Origin of the sequence: Streptomyces longispororuber, from assembly GCF_014656095.1 — a bacterium.
Lineage (GTDB): Bacteria > Actinomycetota > Actinomycetes > Streptomycetales > Streptomycetaceae > Streptomyces > Streptomyces longispororuber.
In genome coordinates this window covers 1-19,123 of the sequence record NZ_BNBT01000159.1, presented here as the reverse complement: position 1 = coordinate 19,123, position 19,123 = coordinate 1, and the positions used below count along the sequence as shown (strand labels likewise).

General features: G+C 76.0%; 14 protein-coding genes. 5 read left to right on the top strand and 9 right to left on the bottom strand.

Translation table 11 applies throughout. The annotated features are described in order from the left end of the window. The 6 genes from IE330_RS32455 to IE330_RS32430 all read right to left on the bottom strand — a co-directional run. The coding region (locus tag IE330_RS32455; RefSeq protein ID WP_190139757.1) for a beta-ketoacyl synthase N-terminal-like domain-containing protein at positions 1-3,975 on the bottom strand (3,975 nt) is incomplete at its 3' end. Positions 3,976-3,997: 22 nt separating this feature from the next. Continuing rightward, complete coding sequence (locus tag IE330_RS32450; protein ID WP_190139756.1) at positions 3,998-5,824, bottom strand: AMP-binding protein; 1,827 nt, start codon at positions 5,822-5,824, stop codon at positions 3,998-4,000. Positions 5,825-5,829: 5 nt separating this feature from the next. After that, positions 5,830-7,671, bottom strand: a complete 1,842-nt coding sequence (locus IE330_RS32445) for an aminotransferase class I/II-fold pyridoxal phosphate-dependent enzyme (RefSeq protein ID WP_190139755.1) — start codon at positions 7,669-7,671, stop codon at positions 5,830-5,832. Continuing rightward, on the bottom strand, positions 7,668-7,940 hold the full coding sequence (locus IE330_RS32440; RefSeq protein WP_190139754.1) for an acyl carrier protein: 273 nt from the start codon (positions 7,938-7,940) through the stop codon (positions 7,668-7,670). Before IE330_RS32440 ends, IE330_RS32445 begins: the two co-directional genes overlap by 4 nt. A 7-nt stretch (positions 7,941-7,947) precedes the next feature. Then, a complete protein-coding gene (locus IE330_RS32435; RefSeq protein ID WP_190139753.1) occupies positions 7,948-8,244 on the bottom strand; it encodes an acyl carrier protein in 297 nt (98 codons plus the stop codon). 96 nt (positions 8,245-8,340) lie between these two features. Then, on the bottom strand, positions 8,341-9,372 hold the full coding sequence (locus tag IE330_RS32430; protein ID WP_190139752.1) for a beta-ketoacyl-ACP synthase III: 1,032 nt from the start codon (positions 9,370-9,372) through the stop codon (positions 8,341-8,343). Positions 9,373-10,230: 858 nt separating this feature from the next. Here IE330_RS32430 and IE330_RS32425 point away from each other — a divergent pair. The 5 genes from IE330_RS32425 to IE330_RS39335 all read left to right on the top strand — a co-directional run bounded on the left by IE330_RS32425 (position 10,231) and on the right by IE330_RS39335 (position 15,797). Next, on the top strand, positions 10,231-11,580 hold the full coding sequence (locus IE330_RS32425) for a beta-ketoacyl-[acyl-carrier-protein] synthase family protein (RefSeq protein WP_190139751.1): 1,350 nt from the start codon (positions 10,231-10,233) through the stop codon (positions 11,578-11,580). A 103-nt stretch (positions 11,581-11,683) separates the two neighbouring features. Beyond that, complete coding sequence (locus IE330_RS32420) at positions 11,684-12,574, top strand: DUF6206 family protein (RefSeq protein WP_190139750.1); 891 nt, start codon at positions 11,684-11,686, stop codon at positions 12,572-12,574. A 4-nt stretch (positions 12,575-12,578) separates the two neighbouring features. Beyond that, positions 12,579-13,340, top strand: coding sequence for a 4'-phosphopantetheinyl transferase family protein (locus IE330_RS32415; protein WP_190139749.1), 762 nt, complete (start codon positions 12,579-12,581; stop codon positions 13,338-13,340). Between the two features lie 14 nt (positions 13,341-13,354). Then, positions 13,355-14,716: a nitroreductase family protein gene (locus IE330_RS32410; protein WP_190139748.1), complete on the top strand. Its 1,362-nt coding sequence runs from the start codon at positions 13,355-13,357 to the stop codon at positions 14,714-14,716. Between the two features lie 406 nt (positions 14,717-15,122). Beyond that, complete coding sequence (locus tag IE330_RS39335; RefSeq protein WP_229926082.1) at positions 15,123-15,797, top strand: response regulator transcription factor; 675 nt, start codon at positions 15,123-15,125, stop codon at positions 15,795-15,797. A gap of 183 nt (positions 15,798-15,980) precedes the next feature. Here the strand turns inward: IE330_RS39335 and IE330_RS32400 are convergent, their stop codons facing one another. The 3 genes from IE330_RS32400 to IE330_RS32390 all read right to left on the bottom strand — a co-directional run. Then, on the bottom strand, positions 15,981-16,343 hold the full coding sequence (locus IE330_RS32400; RefSeq protein WP_190139747.1) for a RedY/HapK family protein: 363 nt from the start codon (positions 16,341-16,343) through the stop codon (positions 15,981-15,983). Between the two features lie 94 nt (positions 16,344-16,437). Beyond that, a complete protein-coding gene (redW, locus tag IE330_RS32395) occupies positions 16,438-17,613 on the bottom strand; it encodes an L-prolyl-[peptidyl-carrier protein] dehydrogenase (protein ID WP_190139746.1) in 1,176 nt (391 codons plus the stop codon). Next, on the bottom strand, positions 17,610-19,123 hold a 1,514-nt coding region (locus IE330_RS32390; RefSeq protein WP_190139745.1), incomplete at its 5' end, for a beta-ketoacyl [acyl carrier protein] synthase domain-containing protein. The genes IE330_RS32390 and redW, both read right to left, overlap by 4 nt.

The window sequence follows — 19,123 nt, the reverse complement described above, 5'->3', positions numbered from 1 at the left end:
GACGACCGCGCGGTGGGCGAGCCGCGCCCGGCCGGTGTTCGCCGCCCGGCACAGGTCGGCGGCCGGGGTGCCGGCGTGCGCGGCGAGGTGGGTCCGCCAGTGCCGGGCCAGCGTCGTCAGGGCCGTCGGCGTGTGCCCGGACAGGCACAGGGCGTGCACCGGCCGCGCGGGCGGCGGCTGCGGGGCGGGCTCCGGCGCGGGGGGCGACTCCAGGACCACGTGGGCGGTGGCGCCGCCGAACCCGAAGGAGCTGACCGCCGCCCGCACCGGCCCCTCGGCGGCGAGCGGCGTCGGGCGGGTCGGCACGCGCAGCCCCGCGCCCTGCCAGTCGAGGCGCCGGTTCGGGGTCGTGAGGTGCAGCGTCGGCGGCACCACGCGGTCGCGGACGACGAGTGCCGCCTTGATCAGCCCCGCGACGCCCGCGGCGGCCTCCAGGTGCCCGATGTTGGTCTTCACCGAGCCGACCAGGCAGCGGGCCCCGTCCGGGCGCCCCATGCCGTAGACCGCGGCGAGGCCCTCCCACTCGACGGGGTCGCCGAGCGGTGTGCCGGTGCCGTGCGCCTCGACGTAGTCGACCTCCTTGCTGCTCAGCTCGGCGCGGCGCAGGGCCTGTTCGATGACGGCGCGCTGCGCGGCGCCCCGGGGCGCGGTCAGGCCGTTGCTCCGCCCGCCGTGGCCGGTGGCCGTGCCCCTGATGACCGCGTGCACCCGGTCGCCGTCCGCGAGCGCGGCCGACAGCGGCTTGAGCAGCACCAGGCCCGCGCCCTCGCCGCGGACGTAGCCGCCCGCCGCGTCGTCGAAGGTGCGGCAGCGGCCGTCGGCGGAGAGCATGCCGCCGTCGGCGAAGGCCACGGACAGGCCGGGCGTGAGCATCAGGTTCACGCCGCCCGCGAGCGCCTGGGCGCACTCGCCCCGGCGCAGGCTGTCGCAGGCCAGGTGGACCGCCGTCAGGGACGACGAGCACGCGGTGTCCAGAGCCAGGCTCGGGCCGCGCAGATCGAGGGCGTACGAGAGGCGGTTGGCGGCGATCGCGTGCGCGTTGCCGGTGGCGCCGTACACGTCGACGGTGTCCAGGCGGCCCATCTGGAGTTCGCTGTAGTCGTGGCTGCTGATGCCCGCGAACACGCCGGTGGCGCTGCCCGCGAGCGACGTCGGGTCCAGGCCCGCGTCCTCGACCGCCTGCCAGGCGACGTCGAGCAGGAGCCGCTGCTGGGGGTCCATGCGGGCCGCCTCGCGCGCCGACAGGCCGTGGAAGCGGGCGTCGAACTCCTCGACGCCGTCCAGGAACCCGCCGTACGCGGGCGCGGCGACCCGGGCGGCGTCCCAGCGGCCGGGCGGCACCTCGGTGACCGCGTCCCTGCCGTCGCGCAGGAGCCGCCCGAAGCTCTCCGGGTCGGGCGCGCCCGGGAAGCGGCAGCCGATGCCGATGACGGCCACCGGCTCGTCGCGGCCGGGTGCGCCGCCGCCGTCCGGCGCCGCGGCCGGGGTGGTGGCGAGGTGGGCGGCGATCGCGCGGATCGTCGGGTGGTCGAAGACGACGGACGGCGGCATCTCGCGCCCGGTGCGCGCGCCGAGCTCCGCGAGGACCGCCACGGCCTGCTTGGAGTCGAGACCGAGCGAGGCGAGCGGCTTCGTCGGGTCGACGGCCGCGGCGGTCAGGCCGAGCCGCGCGGCGACCCGCGCGGTCAGCCACGCCTCGACGGCGTCGGGCGCCCACGCCTCGCCCGCGGGCGCCCGGTCCGCGAGCAGCTCGACGAGGGTCGCCACCCGGGGCCGCGCCAGCAGCTCGCCGACGGGCAGCGGGGTGCTGGAGCGCCGCTCCAACTCCGCAACCACTGCCAGGAGTTGCCCGTAGGTGACGCCCAGCTCGGCGAAGGTGCTCCCCAGGGGGTCGGTGTGCCCGGCGCTCCCCGCGCCCCCTGCTTCCCCGGAGGCGCCGGCCCCGGCCACGTCCCCGGCGTGCGCGCGCAGCACCTCCGCGACGACGTCGCCCACCGGCCGCACGAGGAGCGCGGCGGGCGGGCCCGCCGTGGGCTCGGGCGCGTCGCGTGCCACGCTCGCCGCGACCACCTTCAGGCCGAGCCCGAGGAAGTCCGCGCGGCACGCCTGCCGCTGGATCTTGCCGCTGGTGGTCCGGTGCACCGTGGACCGCTTGAGCACCACCACCGCGTGCGGCGCGACCTCGTGCTCCTCGGCGATCGCGGTACGCAGCCGGGCCAGCAGCTCCGGCGTCCCGGCGGCGCCCCTGCCGTCGATCTCGTACGCGACCACGAGCTGCTCGGCGCCGTCGACCTCGACGGCGAACGCGGCCCCGCAGCCCGGCCGGACCGCCGGGTCGGCCCGCTCCACGGTGAGCTCGATGTCGTGCGGGTAGTGGTTGCGGCCCTGGACGACCACGACGTCCTTGGTACGGCCGACGACGTGGAGCTGCCCGGCCCGCAGGAACCCCAGGTCGCCGGTGCGCAGGTACGGTGCCCCGCCCTCGCCCGCGAGGCGCGCGCGGAACGTCTCCCGCGTCGCGTCGGGGCGCCGCCAGTAGCCCTGCGCGACGCTGCCGCCCGCGATCCATATCTCGCCGACCGCGCCCTCGTCCGTGATCCGCCGCCGGGTCGCGGCGTCCACGACCGCCACGTCCAGGCCGTCGACGGCGGGGCCGCAGCCCACGACCCGGGTGGCCCGGCCGTCGGCGGCCGGTACGGCGCGGCCCGCGCCGAGCGCCGCGGCGTCGAACGCGCCGTCGGCGGGCGGCTCCTGGGCTCGGACGCCGGTCACCATCAGGGTCGCCTCGGCGAGCCCGTAGCAGGGCAGCAGCGCGCGGCGCCGGAACCCGCACGGGGCGAACCGCTCCACGAACCGGTCCAGGGTGTCGGCGCGCACCGGTTCCGCGCCGTTCAGGGCCAGCCGCCAGTGGCTCAGGTCGAGCCGGTCGCGCTCCTCGTCGCTGATCCTGCGGACGCACGCCTCGAAGCCGAAGTTGGGAGCGACGCTGGTGGACGCCCGCGTGTCGGACAGGGTCCGCAGCCACAGCAGGGGCTGCCGCACGAAGGACAGCGGCGCCATCAGGTGCGCGGGGAACCCGCCGTACAGTGGCGACAGGATGCCGCCGATCAGGCCCATGTCGTGGTACGGCGGCAGCCACGACACCATCGCCGAGCCCTCGTCGTGCTCCAGCCTGCGGTGGATGGCGGCCAGGTTGTGCAGCAGGTTGCCGTGGCTGACCATGACGCCCTTGGGCGCGGCCGTCGACCCCGAGGTGTACTGGAGGAAGGCCAGCGAGTCGCCGGTGAGGCCCGGCTCCCGCCAGTCGTCCGCGTCGCCCGGGCCGTTCGCGTTCCCCGGGTCCGGGCCGTCCGGCCCCTCCGGCGCGTGCGGCCCGCCCGTCGCCAGCCAGCGCAGCCCGCCGAGCCCGAGCGCCGCGAGGTCGTCCCTGCGGTCCTCCGCGAACCGCGCCAGGCGCCCAGTGGTCAGCGCGTGCGTGGCCCGCGCGTCCCGGGCGATCGCCGCGAGCCGCGGCATGGTCCGGCCGAAGCGGCGGGTGTCCGGGGGATAGGCGGGCACGGCGACGGCCCCCGCGTACAGACAGCCCAGGAACCCGGCGACGTAGTGCAGGCCGGGCGGGTGCAGGAGCAGCACGGGCGCGCCCGTGGCGCCCTCGTGCCGCAGGAGCGCGGCGACCCGCCGGGCGCGCAGGTCGAGCTCGGCGAAGGTCCACGCGGCGGCCGGTGCCGGGGCGTCCGGGCCGCCCGGGGTGCCGGTGACACCGGTGGTGTCGGCGACGCCAGTGGTGCCTGCGGTACCTGTGGTGCCTGTGCTGTCGGCGACGCCGGTGGCGCCGGTGGAATCGGTGGCGCCGGTGGCGTCGAGGAAGCGGTACGCGAGCGTGTCGGGGCGGTGCGCGGCGTGGTGGCGCAGCAGCTCGACGACGGTGCGCGGCGCGCCGCCCCGCCAGGGGTTGTCGGTCGGGCCTTGGGTCATGGACGTCTCCGTCGGTCGCCGGTCAGGTGCCGGGCACGGCCCGCGGGCGCTGGGCGGGCTCGGGCGCGGCACCGCCCAGGCGGTGGTAGTCGGTCTTGCCGTTGGCGTTGCGCGGCAGTTCGTCGAGGCAGGTGGCGGTGCGCGGCAGCATGTAGCGCGGCAGGTGCCGGGCGCAGTGCCGCTTCAGCTCGATGAGGCCGGGGCGCGGGGTGCGGCCGTTGAGCGTGTAGTACACGGCGACGCCGGGCTCGCCGTCGCGGGACGCGGCGACGACGGCGGCGGCCTGCGCGATGCCGGGGTGGCGCACCACCGCGGCCTCGATCTCGCCCAGCTCCACCCGGTGCCCGGCGAGCTTGACCATGCGGTCCTTGCGGCCCCGGTAGACGAGGGCCGCGCCCTCGCGGCTCACCAGGTCGCCGGTGGCGTGGCGGCCCAGGCGGTGCCCGGCCGACGCGGGCTCGTTCTCGCGGCGCCAGTAGCCGGGCGTGACGCAGTCGCCCTCGACGACGAGTTCGCCGCACGCGTCCGGGCCGGTCACGACGCGCCCGGAGTCGTCGACGAGCGACACCGTGGCGCCCGGCAGCGGCGTGCCGATGGGCACGGGCTCGTGCCGGGACAGGTCGGCGCGGGTGACGCGGTGGAAGGTGCACACGTTGGTCTCCGTGGGCCCGTACAGGTTGTAGAGCCCCACGTCGCCGGGGAGCAGCGCCGCCAGCGCCCGCAGGTGCGGCATCGGGAACACCTCGCCCGCGAACAGCACGTACCGCAAGCTCCGTACGGTCCCGGGGGTGAGGGCGCCCGACACGGTGAGCAGGTGGAGCACCGACGGCACCGAGTACCAGACGGTGACGCCGTGCTCGCGGATTCCCGCGGCGAGCGCGCCCACGTCGCGGGCCTGCTCGTCGGGCACGATCCACAGGGCCGCGCCCACGGACAACGCGGTGAACAGGTCGAACGTGGACAGGTCGAAGTTGAACGAGGCGTGGCCCGCGAAGACGTCGCCGGGGCCGACGGCCAGTTCGTCGCGGGCCCAGCGGATGAAGGCCGCCAGGTTCCGGTAGCTGATCCGCACCCCCTTGGGCGTGCCGGTCGAGCCGGAGGTGTACAGGATCGCGGCGAGGTCGTCGCGCTCCAGCGCCGGGAGCAGCACGACGTGCCCGGCGGCGGCCGAGGTGAAGCCCGCCCAGTCGCGCACGGGCACCCCGGGCGACCCGCTCCCCGACGCCGCGCCGACCCCGCCGGCTCCGCCGACCCCGCCGTCCACGCCGAGCCCGTTCTGCCCGTTCTGCCCGTCGTGCACGGCGTCACGCCGCTGGTCGTCCGTACCGTCCGCACCGTCCATAGGGTCCGTACCGTCCGTAGCGCCCGTACCGTCTTCGTCCGTCAGCACGATCACCCGTACGGACGCGGGGAGCCGGCGCGGGTCCAGCAGTGCGAGCCGGTGGCGGTCGGTGAACAGGGCGACCGGTTCGGCGTCCGCGAGGATCGTCTCCACGCGGGCCACCGGCTGGCCGCCGTCGAGCGGGACGTACGCGCAGCCCGCGTGCAGGGCGGCGAGGATCGCCTCCGCGTAGCGCGGCCGCTTGTCCGTCCAGATCGCCACCCGGTCGCCGACCGCCGCGCCGAGGCCGAGCAGGCCCGAGGCGACGGCCGCGACGTGCGCCGCGAACTCGCCGTACGTACGCGGCCGCGGCCCCACGAGGGCGGGGCGCGCGAGCTGCTCGGCGGTCAGCGGCCACGGCTTGCGGATCAGGGCGACGTCGGACAGCGCGGTGCGGGCGTCCGCCCCGTCCGTCCGCGCCGCGCCGGCGGTGTGCGCGGTCCCGGTCCCTGCCTTGATCGTCGTCATCGCGCTCACCCCGCCGACGGCAGGACGCCGACCTCGCGGGCGGCCTCGACGAGGACGCCCGCCGCGGTCTCCAGGTCCTCCCGGGTGTGCTCGCAGGTGACGCTGACCCGCAGCCGCGCGTCGCCGAGCGGCACCCCGGGGAACACCACCGTCTGGCAGAACAGGCCGCGGGCCCGCACGGCCCGGCCCAGCTCCAGGGCCCGGCGCTCGTCGCCGACGACCAGCGGCAGGATGGCGCTCTCGGTGTGCTCCAGGTCGAAGCCCGCGTCGACGAGCTGGCGGTGCAGGAAGCGGATGTTGGACCACAGCCGGGCGACGCGTTCCGGCTCCGCCTCGACGACGTCGAGCGCGGCGATGAGCCCGGCGGCGACGCCCGCGGGGATGTTCGCGGCGAACACGTACGAGCCCGCGTAGAAGCGCAGGTACTCGATCACCTCCGGCTCGCCGACGACGAAGCCGCCCATGCCCGCGAGGGCCTTGCTCATGGTGCCGAGCTCCAGGTCGACCTCGCCCTTGAGGCCGAAGTGCTCGGCGGTGCCGGTGCCGCGCGCGCCCAGCACCCCGGTGGCGTGCGCGTCGTCGACCAGGACGCGGGCGCCGTACTCCTTGGCCAGGTCCACGATCCGGGGCAGGTCGCAGATGTCCCCGTGCATGCTGAACACGCCGTCGGTGACGATCAGGCGGCCCGTACGGTCGTCGCAGCGCCGCAGGACGCGCTCCAGGTCGGCCATGTCGTTGTGCCGGTAGATCCTGCGCGCGGCGCCGGAGAGCCGGGCGCCGTCGACGATGCTCATGTGGTTGAGCTTGTCGACGACCAGCGTGTCGTAGCTCTTGACCAGGGCCGAGATGGTGCCGAGGTTGGCGGCGTACCCGCCGGGGAAGACGATGCACGCCGGGCGCCCCTTGAACGCGGCCAGGCGCCGCTCCAGCTCCTTGTGCAGCATGTTGGTGCCGCCGATGAAGCGCGAGCCGGTGTGGGTGGCGCCGAACGTACGGGTGGCCTCGCAGACCGCGTCGACGACCTTCGGGTGGTTGGCGAGCCCCAGGTAGTTGTTGGACGCGAACATCAGGAACTCGCGCTTGCGGCCGGTCAGTTCGTCGAGGATGAGCGCCCGGTTGCCACACCGCGAGTGCAGGGGCATGCCGTACCAGTAGAGGTGCTCGGCCTCGCGGCCGCGCAGGTACGACCGGAAGCCGCGTGCCTTGGCGAACAGGTCGGTGTCCCGCCGCTCCACGAAGTCCTTCATGGACCGGCCGTCCCAGCCGTCCGCTCCCCGGCCCTCGGTGCCGTCCGCACCGTCGTCCGCCGTACCGGGCGCCGTACGGGGCGCCGCCCCGCCCGTCAGGTACGGGCGCAGCGCGGTGATCAGGGCGCGCAGCGACGGCGCCGTGACCGTGCCCGCGAGGTCGTCGGGCAGGCCGAGGTCGCGGGCGCAGTCCGCGACGACCGACACGAGCACCACCGAGTCGACGCCCAGCTCGCCCTCGAAGTCCGCGTCCAGCGGGAGTTGCTCACGGGTGTACTGGGTGTGCCGCATCGCGGCCCGTACGACGGCCTCGGTGAGCGGGTCGCCGGTCCGCTCCGGCGGCGGCGCGGCGGCGGGCGGCACCGCGCCCGCCAGCGCCTCCTCGACCGCCTCCACCAGCTCCCGGATCGTCGCGAGCCCGGGCGGCAGGGCGGCCCGCAGCGCGAACTGCTCCCGCACCGCCGCGAGGATCGACTCCAGGACGACCGAGTCGATGCCGAGCTCGGCCTCGAAGTGGCTCTCGGGCAGCAGGTACGACTCGTCGTACAGCGTCCGCGAGGCCACGATGTCCACGACCTGCCGGTGCACACTGGTGGTCATCGCAGGGCCTCCCCGCCGGCCTTGTCCGCGGCCCGCAGCCGCTCCACGAGCGCGGCGATCGCGTCGACGGTCCGGAAGTTCGCCGGGGAGATCTCCTGGAGCGGCACGGTGACGCGGAAGTCGCTCTGGAGGTAGTGCACGAGGTCGAAGATCCCGGCCGAGTCGATGATGTTCAGCTCGGCGATGGGAAGCTGGGCGTCGAGGCCCTCGGCGTCGCCGTCGAGCCACACGTCGGCGATGTAGTTGATGATCGACTGCTGGGTGCTCATGGGCGTCCTAGGCTCGCTCTCCGGTTGCCGACACGGCCGGTGCCGCCGGTACGGGCGCCGCCGCGGGCGCCGCGGCGCCGTGGCGGTCGATCAGGTCGGCGACCGCGGTGATCGGGTCGCCCGGCGACGCCGCGTCCTCCGCCAGGTCGGCCCCGAACTCGGCCTGGATCACCAGGAGCAGCTCGACCAGGAACAGCGAGTCCATGTCGAGGTCCTCGAACGTGGTGTCGGGACCGATCTCCGCACGGTCCACCTCGAAACGGTCGACCAGCAGGCCGACCAGCCTGTCGTACGTCGCGCTCATGCGGTTCTCCCTTGTCTCCGCCCGTCTCGGCCTGTCTCCGCCTGTCTCCGCCTGTCTCGGCCTGTCTCCGTCTGCTCTCCGTCGTGCTCCGGGACGTCAGGCGCGGTCCGGCCCCGGCCAGGTCAGTACCGTCGAACCCCAGGTCAGGCCGCCGCCGAACGCGGTAAGCAGCACGCGCCCGCCCGGCGTCAGGACGCCGTCCGCGTGCGCCTGGTCGAGGGCGAGCGGGATGGAGGCGGCGGCGGTGTTGCCGACCTCGGCGATGTTGCTGAAGCAGCGCCGCCGGGGGATGCCGACGGCGTCGGCCACGTGGTGGGTGATGCGCAGGTTGGCCTGGTGGCCGACCAGGTGGTCCACGTCCTCGGCGCGCCAGCCGGCCCGGCCGAGGACGGAGCGCGCCGACGCGGACATGCGCCGCACCGCGTGCCGGAACACCTCTTTGCCTTCCATCGCGAAGTACTGGTCGCGGGTTGCGGGCGGCACGCCGGACAGGCGCTGGCGCGAGCCGCCCGCGGCCACCGTGATCAGCTCCTCGCGGCCGCCGTCGCTGCCGAGGTCGAACGGGCCGAGCGCGCCCGGCTCGGCGGCGTCGCCCGCGCGCAGGACCACCGCGCCCGCGCCGTCGCCGAAGATGACGGCCGTGGACCGGTCGTCCGGGTCGAGCAGCGTGGAGAAGGTCTCCGCGCCGATCACCAGGACGCGGTCCGCGGCCCCGGCCGCGATGAGCCCGGCACCGCTGGCGAGCGCGTACAGGAAGCCCGTGCAGACCGCCGACACGTCGTAGGCCGCCGCCCCCGTCAGACCGAGCCGCGCCGCCACGGCCGGGGCCGTGGCCGGGCAGGGGCGGTCGGGCGTGGTGGTGGCGAGCAGGACGGCGTCCACGTCCGGGGTGCCCGACGACTTGAGGGCCTTGGCGCCCGCGCCGACGGCCAGGTCGGAGGTGGCGGTGCCGGGCGAGGCGACGTAGCGCCGGCGGATGCCGGTGCGCGAGCGGATCCACGCGTCCGAACTGTCCAGGCGCTCGGCGAGTTCGTCGTTCGTGACGGCGGTGGGCGGCAGGCAACTGCCGACCCCGGTCAGGACGGCGGCCCGGGGCGGCGGTGGATGGCTCGGCAGGGGTGTGCTCACGCGTGCTCCTCGGTCTCGTCCGGTACGCCGACGGCAGGCGGCTGCTGCTGGTCGAGTCTCGCCGGGCGGGCTGACCGGACGCGGTCACGCGCGCTGACGGCTCACTGACCGCTCGCTGATCGCGCCCGCCGGACCCGGCTCGCGGCACGCCGGACCGGCGCGGTCAGCGAGCCGTCAGCGACGGGCGCGGTGCCCGGTCAGCCACGGCCCGCAGACTCGACCCGAGCGACCGAGCGGTGGGGCGCCTTCGACCGAGCTGTGCCGTGCGCCCGACCGGGCGGCGGGGCGGGTCCTCCGGCCGGGCCTCTTTCCCCCGGGTGTACGGGGCGTGGGGCGCGTGCCTGTGACTGGGTGCCCCGGGCGTGGGGCGACCCGGGACCGGGGGTCCGCCGGGATGCGGGGCGGGGCGTCCCGCCGTACGACCGGGACCGCGACGTGGGGCAGACCGTGGCGCGGGCCGGGCCGAACCGAGAGCGAGCGACCGAGAGGTGGGGCGCATCCGATGAGCGCGACGCACACCGAGGCCGAGGCCACGTACGCCGCCACGGCGCGGGTACGCACGGCGCGGGTACGCGCGGCGTACACCGCCGCGCGGCACCTACCCGCGGCGCACGCACCTGCGGCGCACGCACCTGCGGCGCACGCACCTGCGGCGCACGCACCTGCGGCGCACGCACCTGCGGCGCACGTACCCGCGTCGTACACCGCCGCGCCGCACACCGATCAGGCCGTCCGGGCCGACCAGGTCACCCGGTACGACGGCCGCGACGGTCGCGACGGCCGCGACGGTCGCGACGGTCGCGGCGGCCGTGACGGTTGCGACGGTTGCGACGACCGCGACGACCGCGCGGTGCGGCGATGACGCCGCGCGAGCCGCGGCACGGCGGCGCCCCTGCGGCCGGGCCCGCCCACGGCCCCGGTACGCCGGGCGCCACCACGGCCACCACCCGCCCCACCCCGGACCTCCTCACCGGCGCCGCGTCCCCCGAGCGCGACACCGTGGTGGTGACCGGGGTGGGGCTCGTGACCGCCGCGGGGATCGGCGCGGCGGCCACCTGGGCGGGGGTGTGCCGGGGCGAGTCCGCCGCGGCGACCGACCCGGCGCTCGCGGGGCTGCCCGTCGACATCTCCTGCACGGTGCCGGGGTTCTCGCCCCGGCAGCACGTGGGGCGGCGCAGCGCGCTCACGCAGGACCGGTTCACGCAGCTCTCCGTCGCCGCCGCGCGCGAGGCCGTCGCCGACAGCGGCCTGGACCCGGAGACCTGGGACGGCGCCCGCGTCGGCGTCGTCGTCGGCTGTGGCCTCGGCGGCGTCACCACCTGGGAGGCGCAACACCGGCGCCTGCTCGACGACGGGCCCAAGGCCGTGTCGGCGCTGCTCATCCCCATGCTCGTACCGAACATGGTGGCCGGGCACCTGGCGATGGACCTGCGGGCCACCGGGCCGAACCTCGTCACCGCGACGGCCTGCGCGTCCGGCGCCACCGCCCTGGGCACCGCGCTCCAGCTCCTGCGCGACGGCAGTTGCGACGTCGTCGTCGCGGGCGGCGGCGAGGCCGGCGTGACGCCGCTGATGGTGACGGGCTTCGCGCAGATGGGCGCGCTGTCGCGGCGGTGCGCCGAACCGGCGGCCGCGTCCCGGCCGTTCGACCGGGACCGGGACGGCTTCGTCATCGGCGAGGGCAGCGGCATGCTCGTCCTGGAGCGCGCGGCCGACGCCCGCGCGTGGGGCGCCACCGCGCGCGCCCGGCTCGCCGGGTACGGCGCCTCGGCCGACGCCCACCACCTGACGGCGCCCGACCCGCGGGGCACCGGCGTGCTGCAGGCGCTGCGCACGGCCCTGGCCCGGGCGGACGTGGTGCCCGACGAGGTCGACCACGTCAACGCGCACGGCACGGCCACGCCCCTCAACGACGCCGTGGAGGCCGCCGTGGTGCGGAAGTTCCTCGGCACGGGCGCCGCCGTCACCTCCACCAAGGGCGTCCTCGGCCACACCCTCGGCGCGGCCGGGGCCATCGAGGCCGCGCTCACCGTCCTCGCCGTGCAGCACGCCACGGTGCCGCCCACCGCCAACCTCCACCACCAGGACCCCGACGTCGACCTCGACGTCGTCACCGGCGCCCCGCGCGAGCGGACCGTGGAGGTGGCCGTCAGCAACTCCTTCGGCTTCGGCGGCCAGAACGCCGTCCTGGTGGTGACGCGGGCGTGACCGGAAGGCCCGTCCCGGGGCCCGCGGACCCGTCACCGGCACGCCCGCGGACGCCGCGGTACGGCGGCCGCGCCCACCCACCCGAGAGGGAGGACCGGACACCATGACCTTCGAGGTCCCGCAGGCCGAACTCGCCGACCTGGAGCGGCGCGTACGGCACGCGCTGCGCACCGCCGACGACGGCGCCCTGGACGTGCTCGGCCACGGCGAGATCACCCTCGTCCTGCGGCTGCGCACCGCCACCGGCTCCTACGCCTGCAAGCGCCTGCCCGCCTTCCCCGACCCGGCCCGCTTCGACCGCTACCGGGCCTGCCTCGACGCCTACCTGCACCGCCTCGCCGACCGCGGCCTGACCGTCGCGCCCACCGAGGTCTGGCACACCCGCGGCCCCGGCGGCAGCGTCGTCGCGTACTGCGTCCAGCGCGAACTGCCGGCCGCGCGGCTGTGCTCCCGGCTGCTGCACACCGAGGACGAGGTGTGGGCGAAGACCTTCTTCGGCCGCTTCCTCGACCTCGTGTGCGCGGCCGTCGACCCCGCCGTGGGCCTGGACGCGCAGGCCTCCAACTGGGTCGACACCGACGGCACGCTGACCTACCTCGACGTCACCACACCGCTGCTGCGCGACGCCCGCGGCCGCGAACGCCTCGACGTGCGCCTGTTCTTCACCTCGCTGCCGTGGCTGCTGCGCACGCCCGTGCGGCTGGCCATGAGCAAGTCGATCTTCGACAAGTTCTACGCCCCGCGCGGGGTCCTCCTCGACTTCCTCGGCAACCTCCACAAGGAGCGCCTCGGCGCGCTCGTGCCCGCCTTCCTGGACGAGGCCAACGCCCGCCTGAACACGCCGCTCACCGCCGCCGAGGTCGCCGCGTACTACCGCGAGGACGCCCGGATGTGGGAGCTGATCCAGCGGCTGCGGGCCGCCGACCGGTTCTGGCACCGCAAGGTCAGGCGGCGCACCTACCCGTTCCTGCTGCCGCCGCCCGTGGACCGCTGACCCCATGGCCCTGCTCGTACGCACCCCGGCGCCCGGCCTGGACGAGAGCGTCGCCCTCGACCCGGCACGCCCCCTGCGCGTCACGCACGCCCGGGGCCCGCTGACGCTCTCCGTCGTCTCCATCGCCTGGATCCGCGCGCGGGACGACGCCGGGCGCGCGGCGCTCCAGGCCCGGCACCTCACCGCCGAGGAGCGGGCCCGCGCCGCCGAGCTGCCCGTGCCCAAACGGCGCGCGGAGTGGCTGGCCGGGCGGCTCGCCGTCAAGCACGGCGTCACCGCCTACCTGCGGCGCCACGGCGGCGGGGGCGTCCGCACCCGCGACGTCCGGGTCGGAGCGGTGGCGCACGGCATGCGCGCGGGCAAGCCCACGGTCGACGCGCCCGTCGAGGTGGGCCTGACGCACTCGGGCGACCTGGCCGTCGCCGCCTGCGGCCCGCGCCCCGTCGGCGTCGACCTCGAACGCACCCGCCAGGTGCCGCGCCCGCTGGTCGACCTGCTGACGCCCACGGCCCCGGGGTGCCCGGCCCTCGACGTGATGCCGCTGTCCCTGCGCTGGGCGTGCAAGGAGGCCGTGCTCAAGCACGTCGGCTTCGGCCTGCGCGTCGACACCCGTGAGGTCGAGCTCACCGCCTGGCGCCCGGACGGCCGCTTCTCCTGGCGCGCGGGGCCGGAGCTGCGCCGCCACGCCCCGGCGGCGGACGGGCTGCGCCTGGACAGTTGGGCGCGCGAGGTCGACGGCTACTGCCTTGCCCTGGTGTGGAGTTGAGGGGAGCGACATCCATGACCGCTGACCGGACCGGGCCGTCCACCACGGCCGCGCGCGGGGTGGCCGCGGAGGCGGACTTCGCGACCGCCCTCGACGTGGCCGCCGCGATCGCCGCGCTGAGCCCGTCCTCGCACAACTGCCAGCCCTGGGCGGTCGCCTGGGCACGGACCACCGGGGCGCGCGCGGCCACCGCACGCGCCCTGGCCCCGTCCGCCCTGCCCCCGTCCGTCCTCGGGCCCGACCGGGTGCCCTCGGCGGGCCCCGCCGGACTGCCCTCGGACCCCGCTCACCCCGCCCGCCCCGCCTACCTCGTCCTGGCTCTCGACAACCGGCGGCGGTTGCGGGCGCTGCCCGCCCTGCACGTGGAGATGCTCGTGAGCTGCGGCGCGTACTGGCGGCTGCTGCTGCGGGCGCTGGCCGCGCAGGGCTGGGGCGTGGACGGGCTGCGCCTCGCGCCCGGCGGCCTCCTGGAGCGGCCGGGCGCGGCCTACCGGTGGCCGGGACCGGGCCCGGCGCACTGGCCCCGGACCTGGGCCCCGCTGTGCGTGGCACGCCTGCGGTACGACGCCGGGGACGCGGCCCGCGCCGAGGAGCTGCCGGCCCTGCGCGCCGCCGCCGGGGCGCTGCGCACGCACCGCGCGCCCTACCGCCCGGAGCCGCTGGCGCCGGAGCTCCTGGAGCGCTTGGAGGGCGAGCACCTGGCGGGCGGGCCCGACACGTCCGGCCCGGTGGCGCCGCCGAGGGAAGCCGCAGAAGTCACGCCCGCCCCCGGCATCGCCGTACGCCACCTGACCACGGACGCCGACCGCGCGGCGCTGGCCGACGTCGTCGCCCGGCACGCGGGGCGCGACTTCAGCCACGGCCCCGCCTGGCGCGAAACGCACGCGTACCTGCGGTTCAGCGAGGCCGACGCGGTCGCGCGCGGGGACGGGTTCACGCTCGGGGAACTGTTCGGACCGCTGTCCTGGCCGCACGAGCGGGCCCTGCGCCTCGCCCTCGCCCCGGCGACGATGCGCGCCCTGCGGCACGTCGGCTACCCCGAGCTGCTGGCGCGGCAGCTCGCCGCCGTCGTGCGCCCGACGCCCGCCCTGACCGTCATGAGCCTCACCGGGACCCGGCCGCCGACGCTCGCCGACGGCGTCCGGGCCGGCGCGCGAGTGGCCGATTACTGGCTGTACGCGACCGGCGAGGGACTCGTTCTGCACCCCATCAGTGCCGTTCTCCAGCACGAGGAGCCGCGGCGCCTTCTGGAGGATCGATTCCGCATTAAGGGACGCGCGTTCTTCCTGAGTCGGATCGGTCGTCCGGCCACGGAGTTCCCGGCGTTCCCGCGCTCGCATCGCCGTTCCGCGGGAACGGCCTTGCGAACGATCTGAGATTCGGGCCGCGACGTTTCGAGCCATTTTCATACTTCTTCCGATAAGGCTCGCCCGGATGCCGGGTGCGCCCACATACTGTTGCCGTGCGGACGGAATATTCCGCTCAGACGTGCCTGTCTCGATACCGGGGAGGGGAGAGTGCGGGCACGAACAAGTGCAGAATCGAACAGTAGATGGACGCGATTGCGCGCAGCAGCGACGAGGGGTACCCGAAGGCACATGGTCGTGTCATTCACAAGGGGGCGGCGAGATGGGGAACTGCTGCAAGGAACACCTGCCGGAAGTCGGCACCGGGCCGGCGCGGTCGGCCCGTCCGGGCGTGATGCCGTGACGAATGGCACCGCGCAGGCCGCCGACGGGCACGGCGGTCCCCGCCCGGACGAGATGCGGTGAGGCGGCGACCATGAAGATCCGCGTCCTGGTGTGCTGTGACGAGTCGATCATGTCCGCCGCGATGCGCGCGCTGCTGGACCAGCAGCCCGACATCGAGGTCATGGGCTTCACCACGGGCCGCGAGTCCGCCGCGGCCGTCGCCGAGCACGCGCCCCACGTCATGATCGTGGTGGCCCCCGCGCTCGGCTTCGAGGACAAGCGCGAGCTCGCCGAGCTCGCCGCCCTGACGAAGATCGTGCTGATCGCCAAGGCCGAGTCCGCGGACCGCTCCGTCGAGGCCCTGTGCGTCGGCGTCCGGGCGGTCCTGGCCCCGGACTCCTCGGCCGACGACCTGATCCACGTGCTGAGAACGGTGAGCGCGGGCGCCACCATGGTGATGCCGGCCGCCGCCCGCCGCAGCCTCCAGTACCTGCCGCGGCCGGACGCCTCGCCCCGCTCGGCGCGCCTGGCCGCCGGGCTCACCCCGCGCGAGCTCGAGGTCGTCCTGCTGCTCGCCCAGGGCAAGTCCAACGCCGAGGTCGCCGAGAAACTCTCGGTGTCCATGGCGACCGTCAGATCCCATGTCCACCACGTGCTGCGGAAACTGGGCGTCGGCACCCGCGCCCAAGCGGTGGCCATTGCTTATGAAAGCGGTTTGATGGCGACCATCGGGCGGACCGCCGAATTCCGCGGCCAGGAAGGCTGAATCCCCGAAAAAGAGCCGGGGTGCGCCGAAAGGCCGGGCGGTGAATACGCCGGGCAGCGGAATGGGGCGCGGCCGGAAGGCCAATCGGGCGCGGCCGTCAGGGGAATCGCGCGCGGCCGTAAGGAGAATGGGGCGCGGCCGTAAGGGGAATGGGGCGCGGCCGGCCGCCCGGCCGCGCCGAATTCATCCGCGAGCGGTGCCCGCCCGCGTTTCCGGACCGGCGGCGCCGCGCGACCGGTATCCCGGCCCCACTCGCTCACCGGACCACTCGGCCACCACCGAGGCCATCTTCTCGAAATCGGCGACGAGGCGGCGGAACGGTGCCGAGCGCGTGTCCCGCTCGAAGTCGGCCCGCCCCGTCACCTCCACGACCTCGTAGTACTCGGCGGGCCCGCCGCCTCCGGCGGGCGCGAGCCGCTGCACGGCGAACGCGAGCACGGAGGGAAGTTCCGGACAGGTCGCGTAGTCCACCTCCCGGACCCAGGACTCGAAGCGCTCCGGCTCCACCCCGTCGTGCAGCCGGATGCGGTGAACGATGAACGTCATAGGACCCACCCCTCGAACCCACCTGTCGTCGGACCCACCCTCGCCCCCCTCGAAGCCACCTGTCGCCGTGCGTCGCACCTGTCACCGCCACGGCTCACCGGCGTCCTGCCCCCCGGCGGCTGCCGCCGAGGCCCAGCGCACGCGCGACGTTGTTCCGCTGGATCTCGTTGGTGCCGGAGAAGATCCGCGCGGGCAGCGCGTCCCGTAGCAGCGTCTCCGCCTCACCGCTCAACACGCCGAGCGCGCCGTGCAGTTGCACCGCGTCGAGCCCGACCCGGACGGCCGCCTCGCTCACCGCGAGCTTCGCGAGGGCCGGGGCCACCTGGTCCTCGCCGCCCCGCGCGAGTTCCCACGCCGCCTTGTACAGCACCAGGCGCGCCGACTCCACGGCCAGCGTCATGTCGACGACGCGGTGGCTCACCGCCTGGAAGTCGCCGATCGGCACCCCGAACTGCTCGCGTCGGCCCGCGTACGCGACCGTGGACTCCAGGACCCGCCGCATCGCGCCGAGGTAGGCCGCGAACAGACAGGTCCGCTCCCACCGCATGGAGGCCGCGAAGACACTGGCGCCCGCCCCCTCCGCGCCCAGCACGGCGGTCGCGGGCACCACGCACCCCTCAAGGCGCACATCGGCCGTCGGCGACCCGCGCAGCCCCACCTTGTCGTACGGGGGTCCGACCGTGAGGCCCGGCGTGCCGGCCTCCACGACGAACGCCGTCAGACCGAAGAAGCCGCCGCCCGGCGCCGTCGCGGCCTGCACCACGAACACGTCGGCGACCGGGGCGTTCGTCGTGAACGCCTTCGCCCCCTCCAGAACGTAGTGGTCGCCGTCGCGCACCGCGCGCGTCCGCAGGCCGAGGGTGTCCGAACCGGCCTCGGGCTCGGTGATGGCGTGCGCCGCGATCCGCTCGCCCGAGCACAGCGCGGGCAGCCAGCGCCGCTTCTGCTCCTCGGTGCCGAACTCCACCACCGGCACGAGCGCGGCGAACAGGTGCGCCGCCACGGAGAACGCGAAGCCGGTGTCCGGGCAGCCGTACCCGAACGCCTCCATGACCGCGGCCGCCGTCACCGCGTCCAGGCCGCTGCCGCCGTAGCGCTCCGGTACGACGCTGCCGACCAGGCCCTGCTTGCCCGCGAGCTGCCAGCGGCGGCGGAACTCCTCCCGGTCCGGCGCCCCGTCCCGCGGCGGCGCGTCGCCCAGCTCGCGGCGCGCGAACCGCTCGACGGCCTCGCGCATGTCCTCGGTCTCGTCGTCGAAGGCGAAGTTCATCGCGGTCCGTGCCCCTTCTCCTGGATCGCCCCGGTCGTGTGCCCGTGCCGGTCACGGTCCTCCTCGACGAGGACGTGGTAGTTGATGCCGCCGGTGCCGAAGGAGCTGACGGCGGCGCGCCGCGGCCTGCCCGGCGGCCGCGGCCACGGCTCGGGCCGGGTGGCGATCTCGGCCGGGATGGCGGCGAGGCCGAGCGCCGGGTTCAGCGTGCGCAGCAGCGCGTTGGGCGGCAGGGTGCCCGCGCGCAGCGCGAGCAGGGTGCGCAGCAGGCCCGCGCTGCCCGCCGCCGCGAAGGTGTGCCCGAAGAACGACTTCGCCGAGCCGATGCGCAGCGCCCCCGCGCGCGGCCCGCCCGCGTAGAGGCGGGCCGCGGCGGCGATCTCGACCCGGTCGCCGACCTTGGTGCCGGTGCCGTGCGCCTCCAGGTAGTCCACGGTGCAGGGCTCGAAGTCGACCTGCGCGAAGGCCCGTTGCATGGCGCGCACCTGGCCCGCGACGTCCGGCGCGATGAGCGACTTGGCGTCGTTCGACGCGCCCACCGCGCGGATCACCCCGTGCACCGTGTCGCCGTCGCGGCGGGCGTCGTCGTACCGCTTGAGGAGGAACAGACCGCAGCCGTCGCCCGGCGTGAACCCGTCGGCGGCCGCGTCGAACGGCGCGTTCCTGCTGTGCGAGAGCAGCCCGAGCGCCGAGCAGAGCACCATGTCCCGCGTGGTGCAGGCCAGTTCGACGCCGCCGGCGAGGGCGAAGTCGGCGGTGCCCGCACGCAGCGCGGCCACCGCCACGTCCAGCGCCGCCAGCGACGACGCGCAGGCCGCCTCCACCGCCAGCGGCACCGCGCACAGCCCGTACTCGTTGGCGAGCAGCGCGGCCACCCCACTGGCGAGACAGCCGTCGAGCAGCGCGGGCGACGGCTCGGCCGTGGCGCGCGCGGTGCGCTCGCGCAGCCGCTCGACCAGTTGCTTGCGGCGCAGCGACGACAGGCCGGCGAGCGCCGGCAGCGCCGCCACGGTGTCCTCCAGGCCGCTCAGCACCAGCTCGGCGTGGGCGCGCCGCTCCCGCGTCAGCCCCAGCGTCGTGCCGACCGCGACCACGCCGCGCCCGGCGAGCGGCGCCCGCCGGGGCAGCCCGGCGAACAGCTCCGCCGCGACGGCCAGGGCGAGCCGCTGCGCGCCGTCCATCGCCGCGTACCGCGGCGCCAGCACCGCCAGGTCCTCCGGCGGCTCCGTGGGCACGGGCACGTGCCCGCCCTGGTCGGTGTACGCGTGGGTGAGGCTGAGCGCGCCGGGGGAGTGGTACAGCTCCCGGTCGAGCACGGACTCCGGCACCGGCCCCAGTCGCGTGCGGCCCGAGCGGACGACGCGCCAGAACGCGGCGGCGTCCGGCGCCCCCGCGAACCGCCCGCCGAGCCCGACCACCGCGACCGGCACGCCCCGCGCCCCGGCCCGGGGGCCGGAGCGCGGCACGGCCGGGGCCCGGCGGCGGTGCTCCTCGAGCACGAGGTGGCAGA

Coding starts and splice junctions, on each gene's coding strand:
- IE330_RS32400 (WP_190139747.1), bottom strand. CDS start 16,343: ATGACGTTCATCGTTCACCGCATCCGGCTGCACGACGGGGTGGAGCCG.
- IE330_RS32410 (WP_190139748.1), top strand. CDS start 13,355: ATGACCGCTGACCGGACCGGGCCGTCCACCACGGCCGCGCGCGGGGTG.
- IE330_RS32440 (WP_190139754.1), bottom strand. CDS start 7,940: ATGAGCACCCAGCAGTCGATCATCAACTACATCGCCGACGTGTGGCTC.
- IE330_RS32445 (WP_190139755.1), bottom strand. CDS start 7,671: ATGACCACCAGTGTGCACCGGCAGGTCGTGGACATCGTGGCCTCGCGG.
- redW (WP_190139746.1), bottom strand. CDS start 17,613: ATGAACTTCGCCTTCGACGACGAGACCGAGGACATGCGCGAGGCCGTC.
- IE330_RS32425 (WP_190139751.1), top strand. CDS start 10,231: ATGACGCCGCGCGAGCCGCGGCACGGCGGCGCCCCTGCGGCCGGGCCC.
- IE330_RS32435 (WP_190139753.1), bottom strand. CDS start 8,244: ATGAGCGCGACGTACGACAGGCTGGTCGGCCTGCTGGTCGACCGTTTC.
- IE330_RS39335 (WP_229926082.1), top strand. CDS start 15,123: ATGAAGATCCGCGTCCTGGTGTGCTGTGACGAGTCGATCATGTCCGCC.
- IE330_RS32420 (WP_190139750.1), top strand. CDS start 11,684: ATGACCTTCGAGGTCCCGCAGGCCGAACTCGCCGACCTGGAGCGGCGC.
- IE330_RS32450 (WP_190139756.1), bottom strand. CDS start 5,824: ATGACGACGATCAAGGCAGGGACCGGGACCGCGCACACCGCCGGCGCG.
- IE330_RS32415 (WP_190139749.1), top strand. CDS start 12,579: ATGGCCCTGCTCGTACGCACCCCGGCGCCCGGCCTGGACGAGAGCGTC.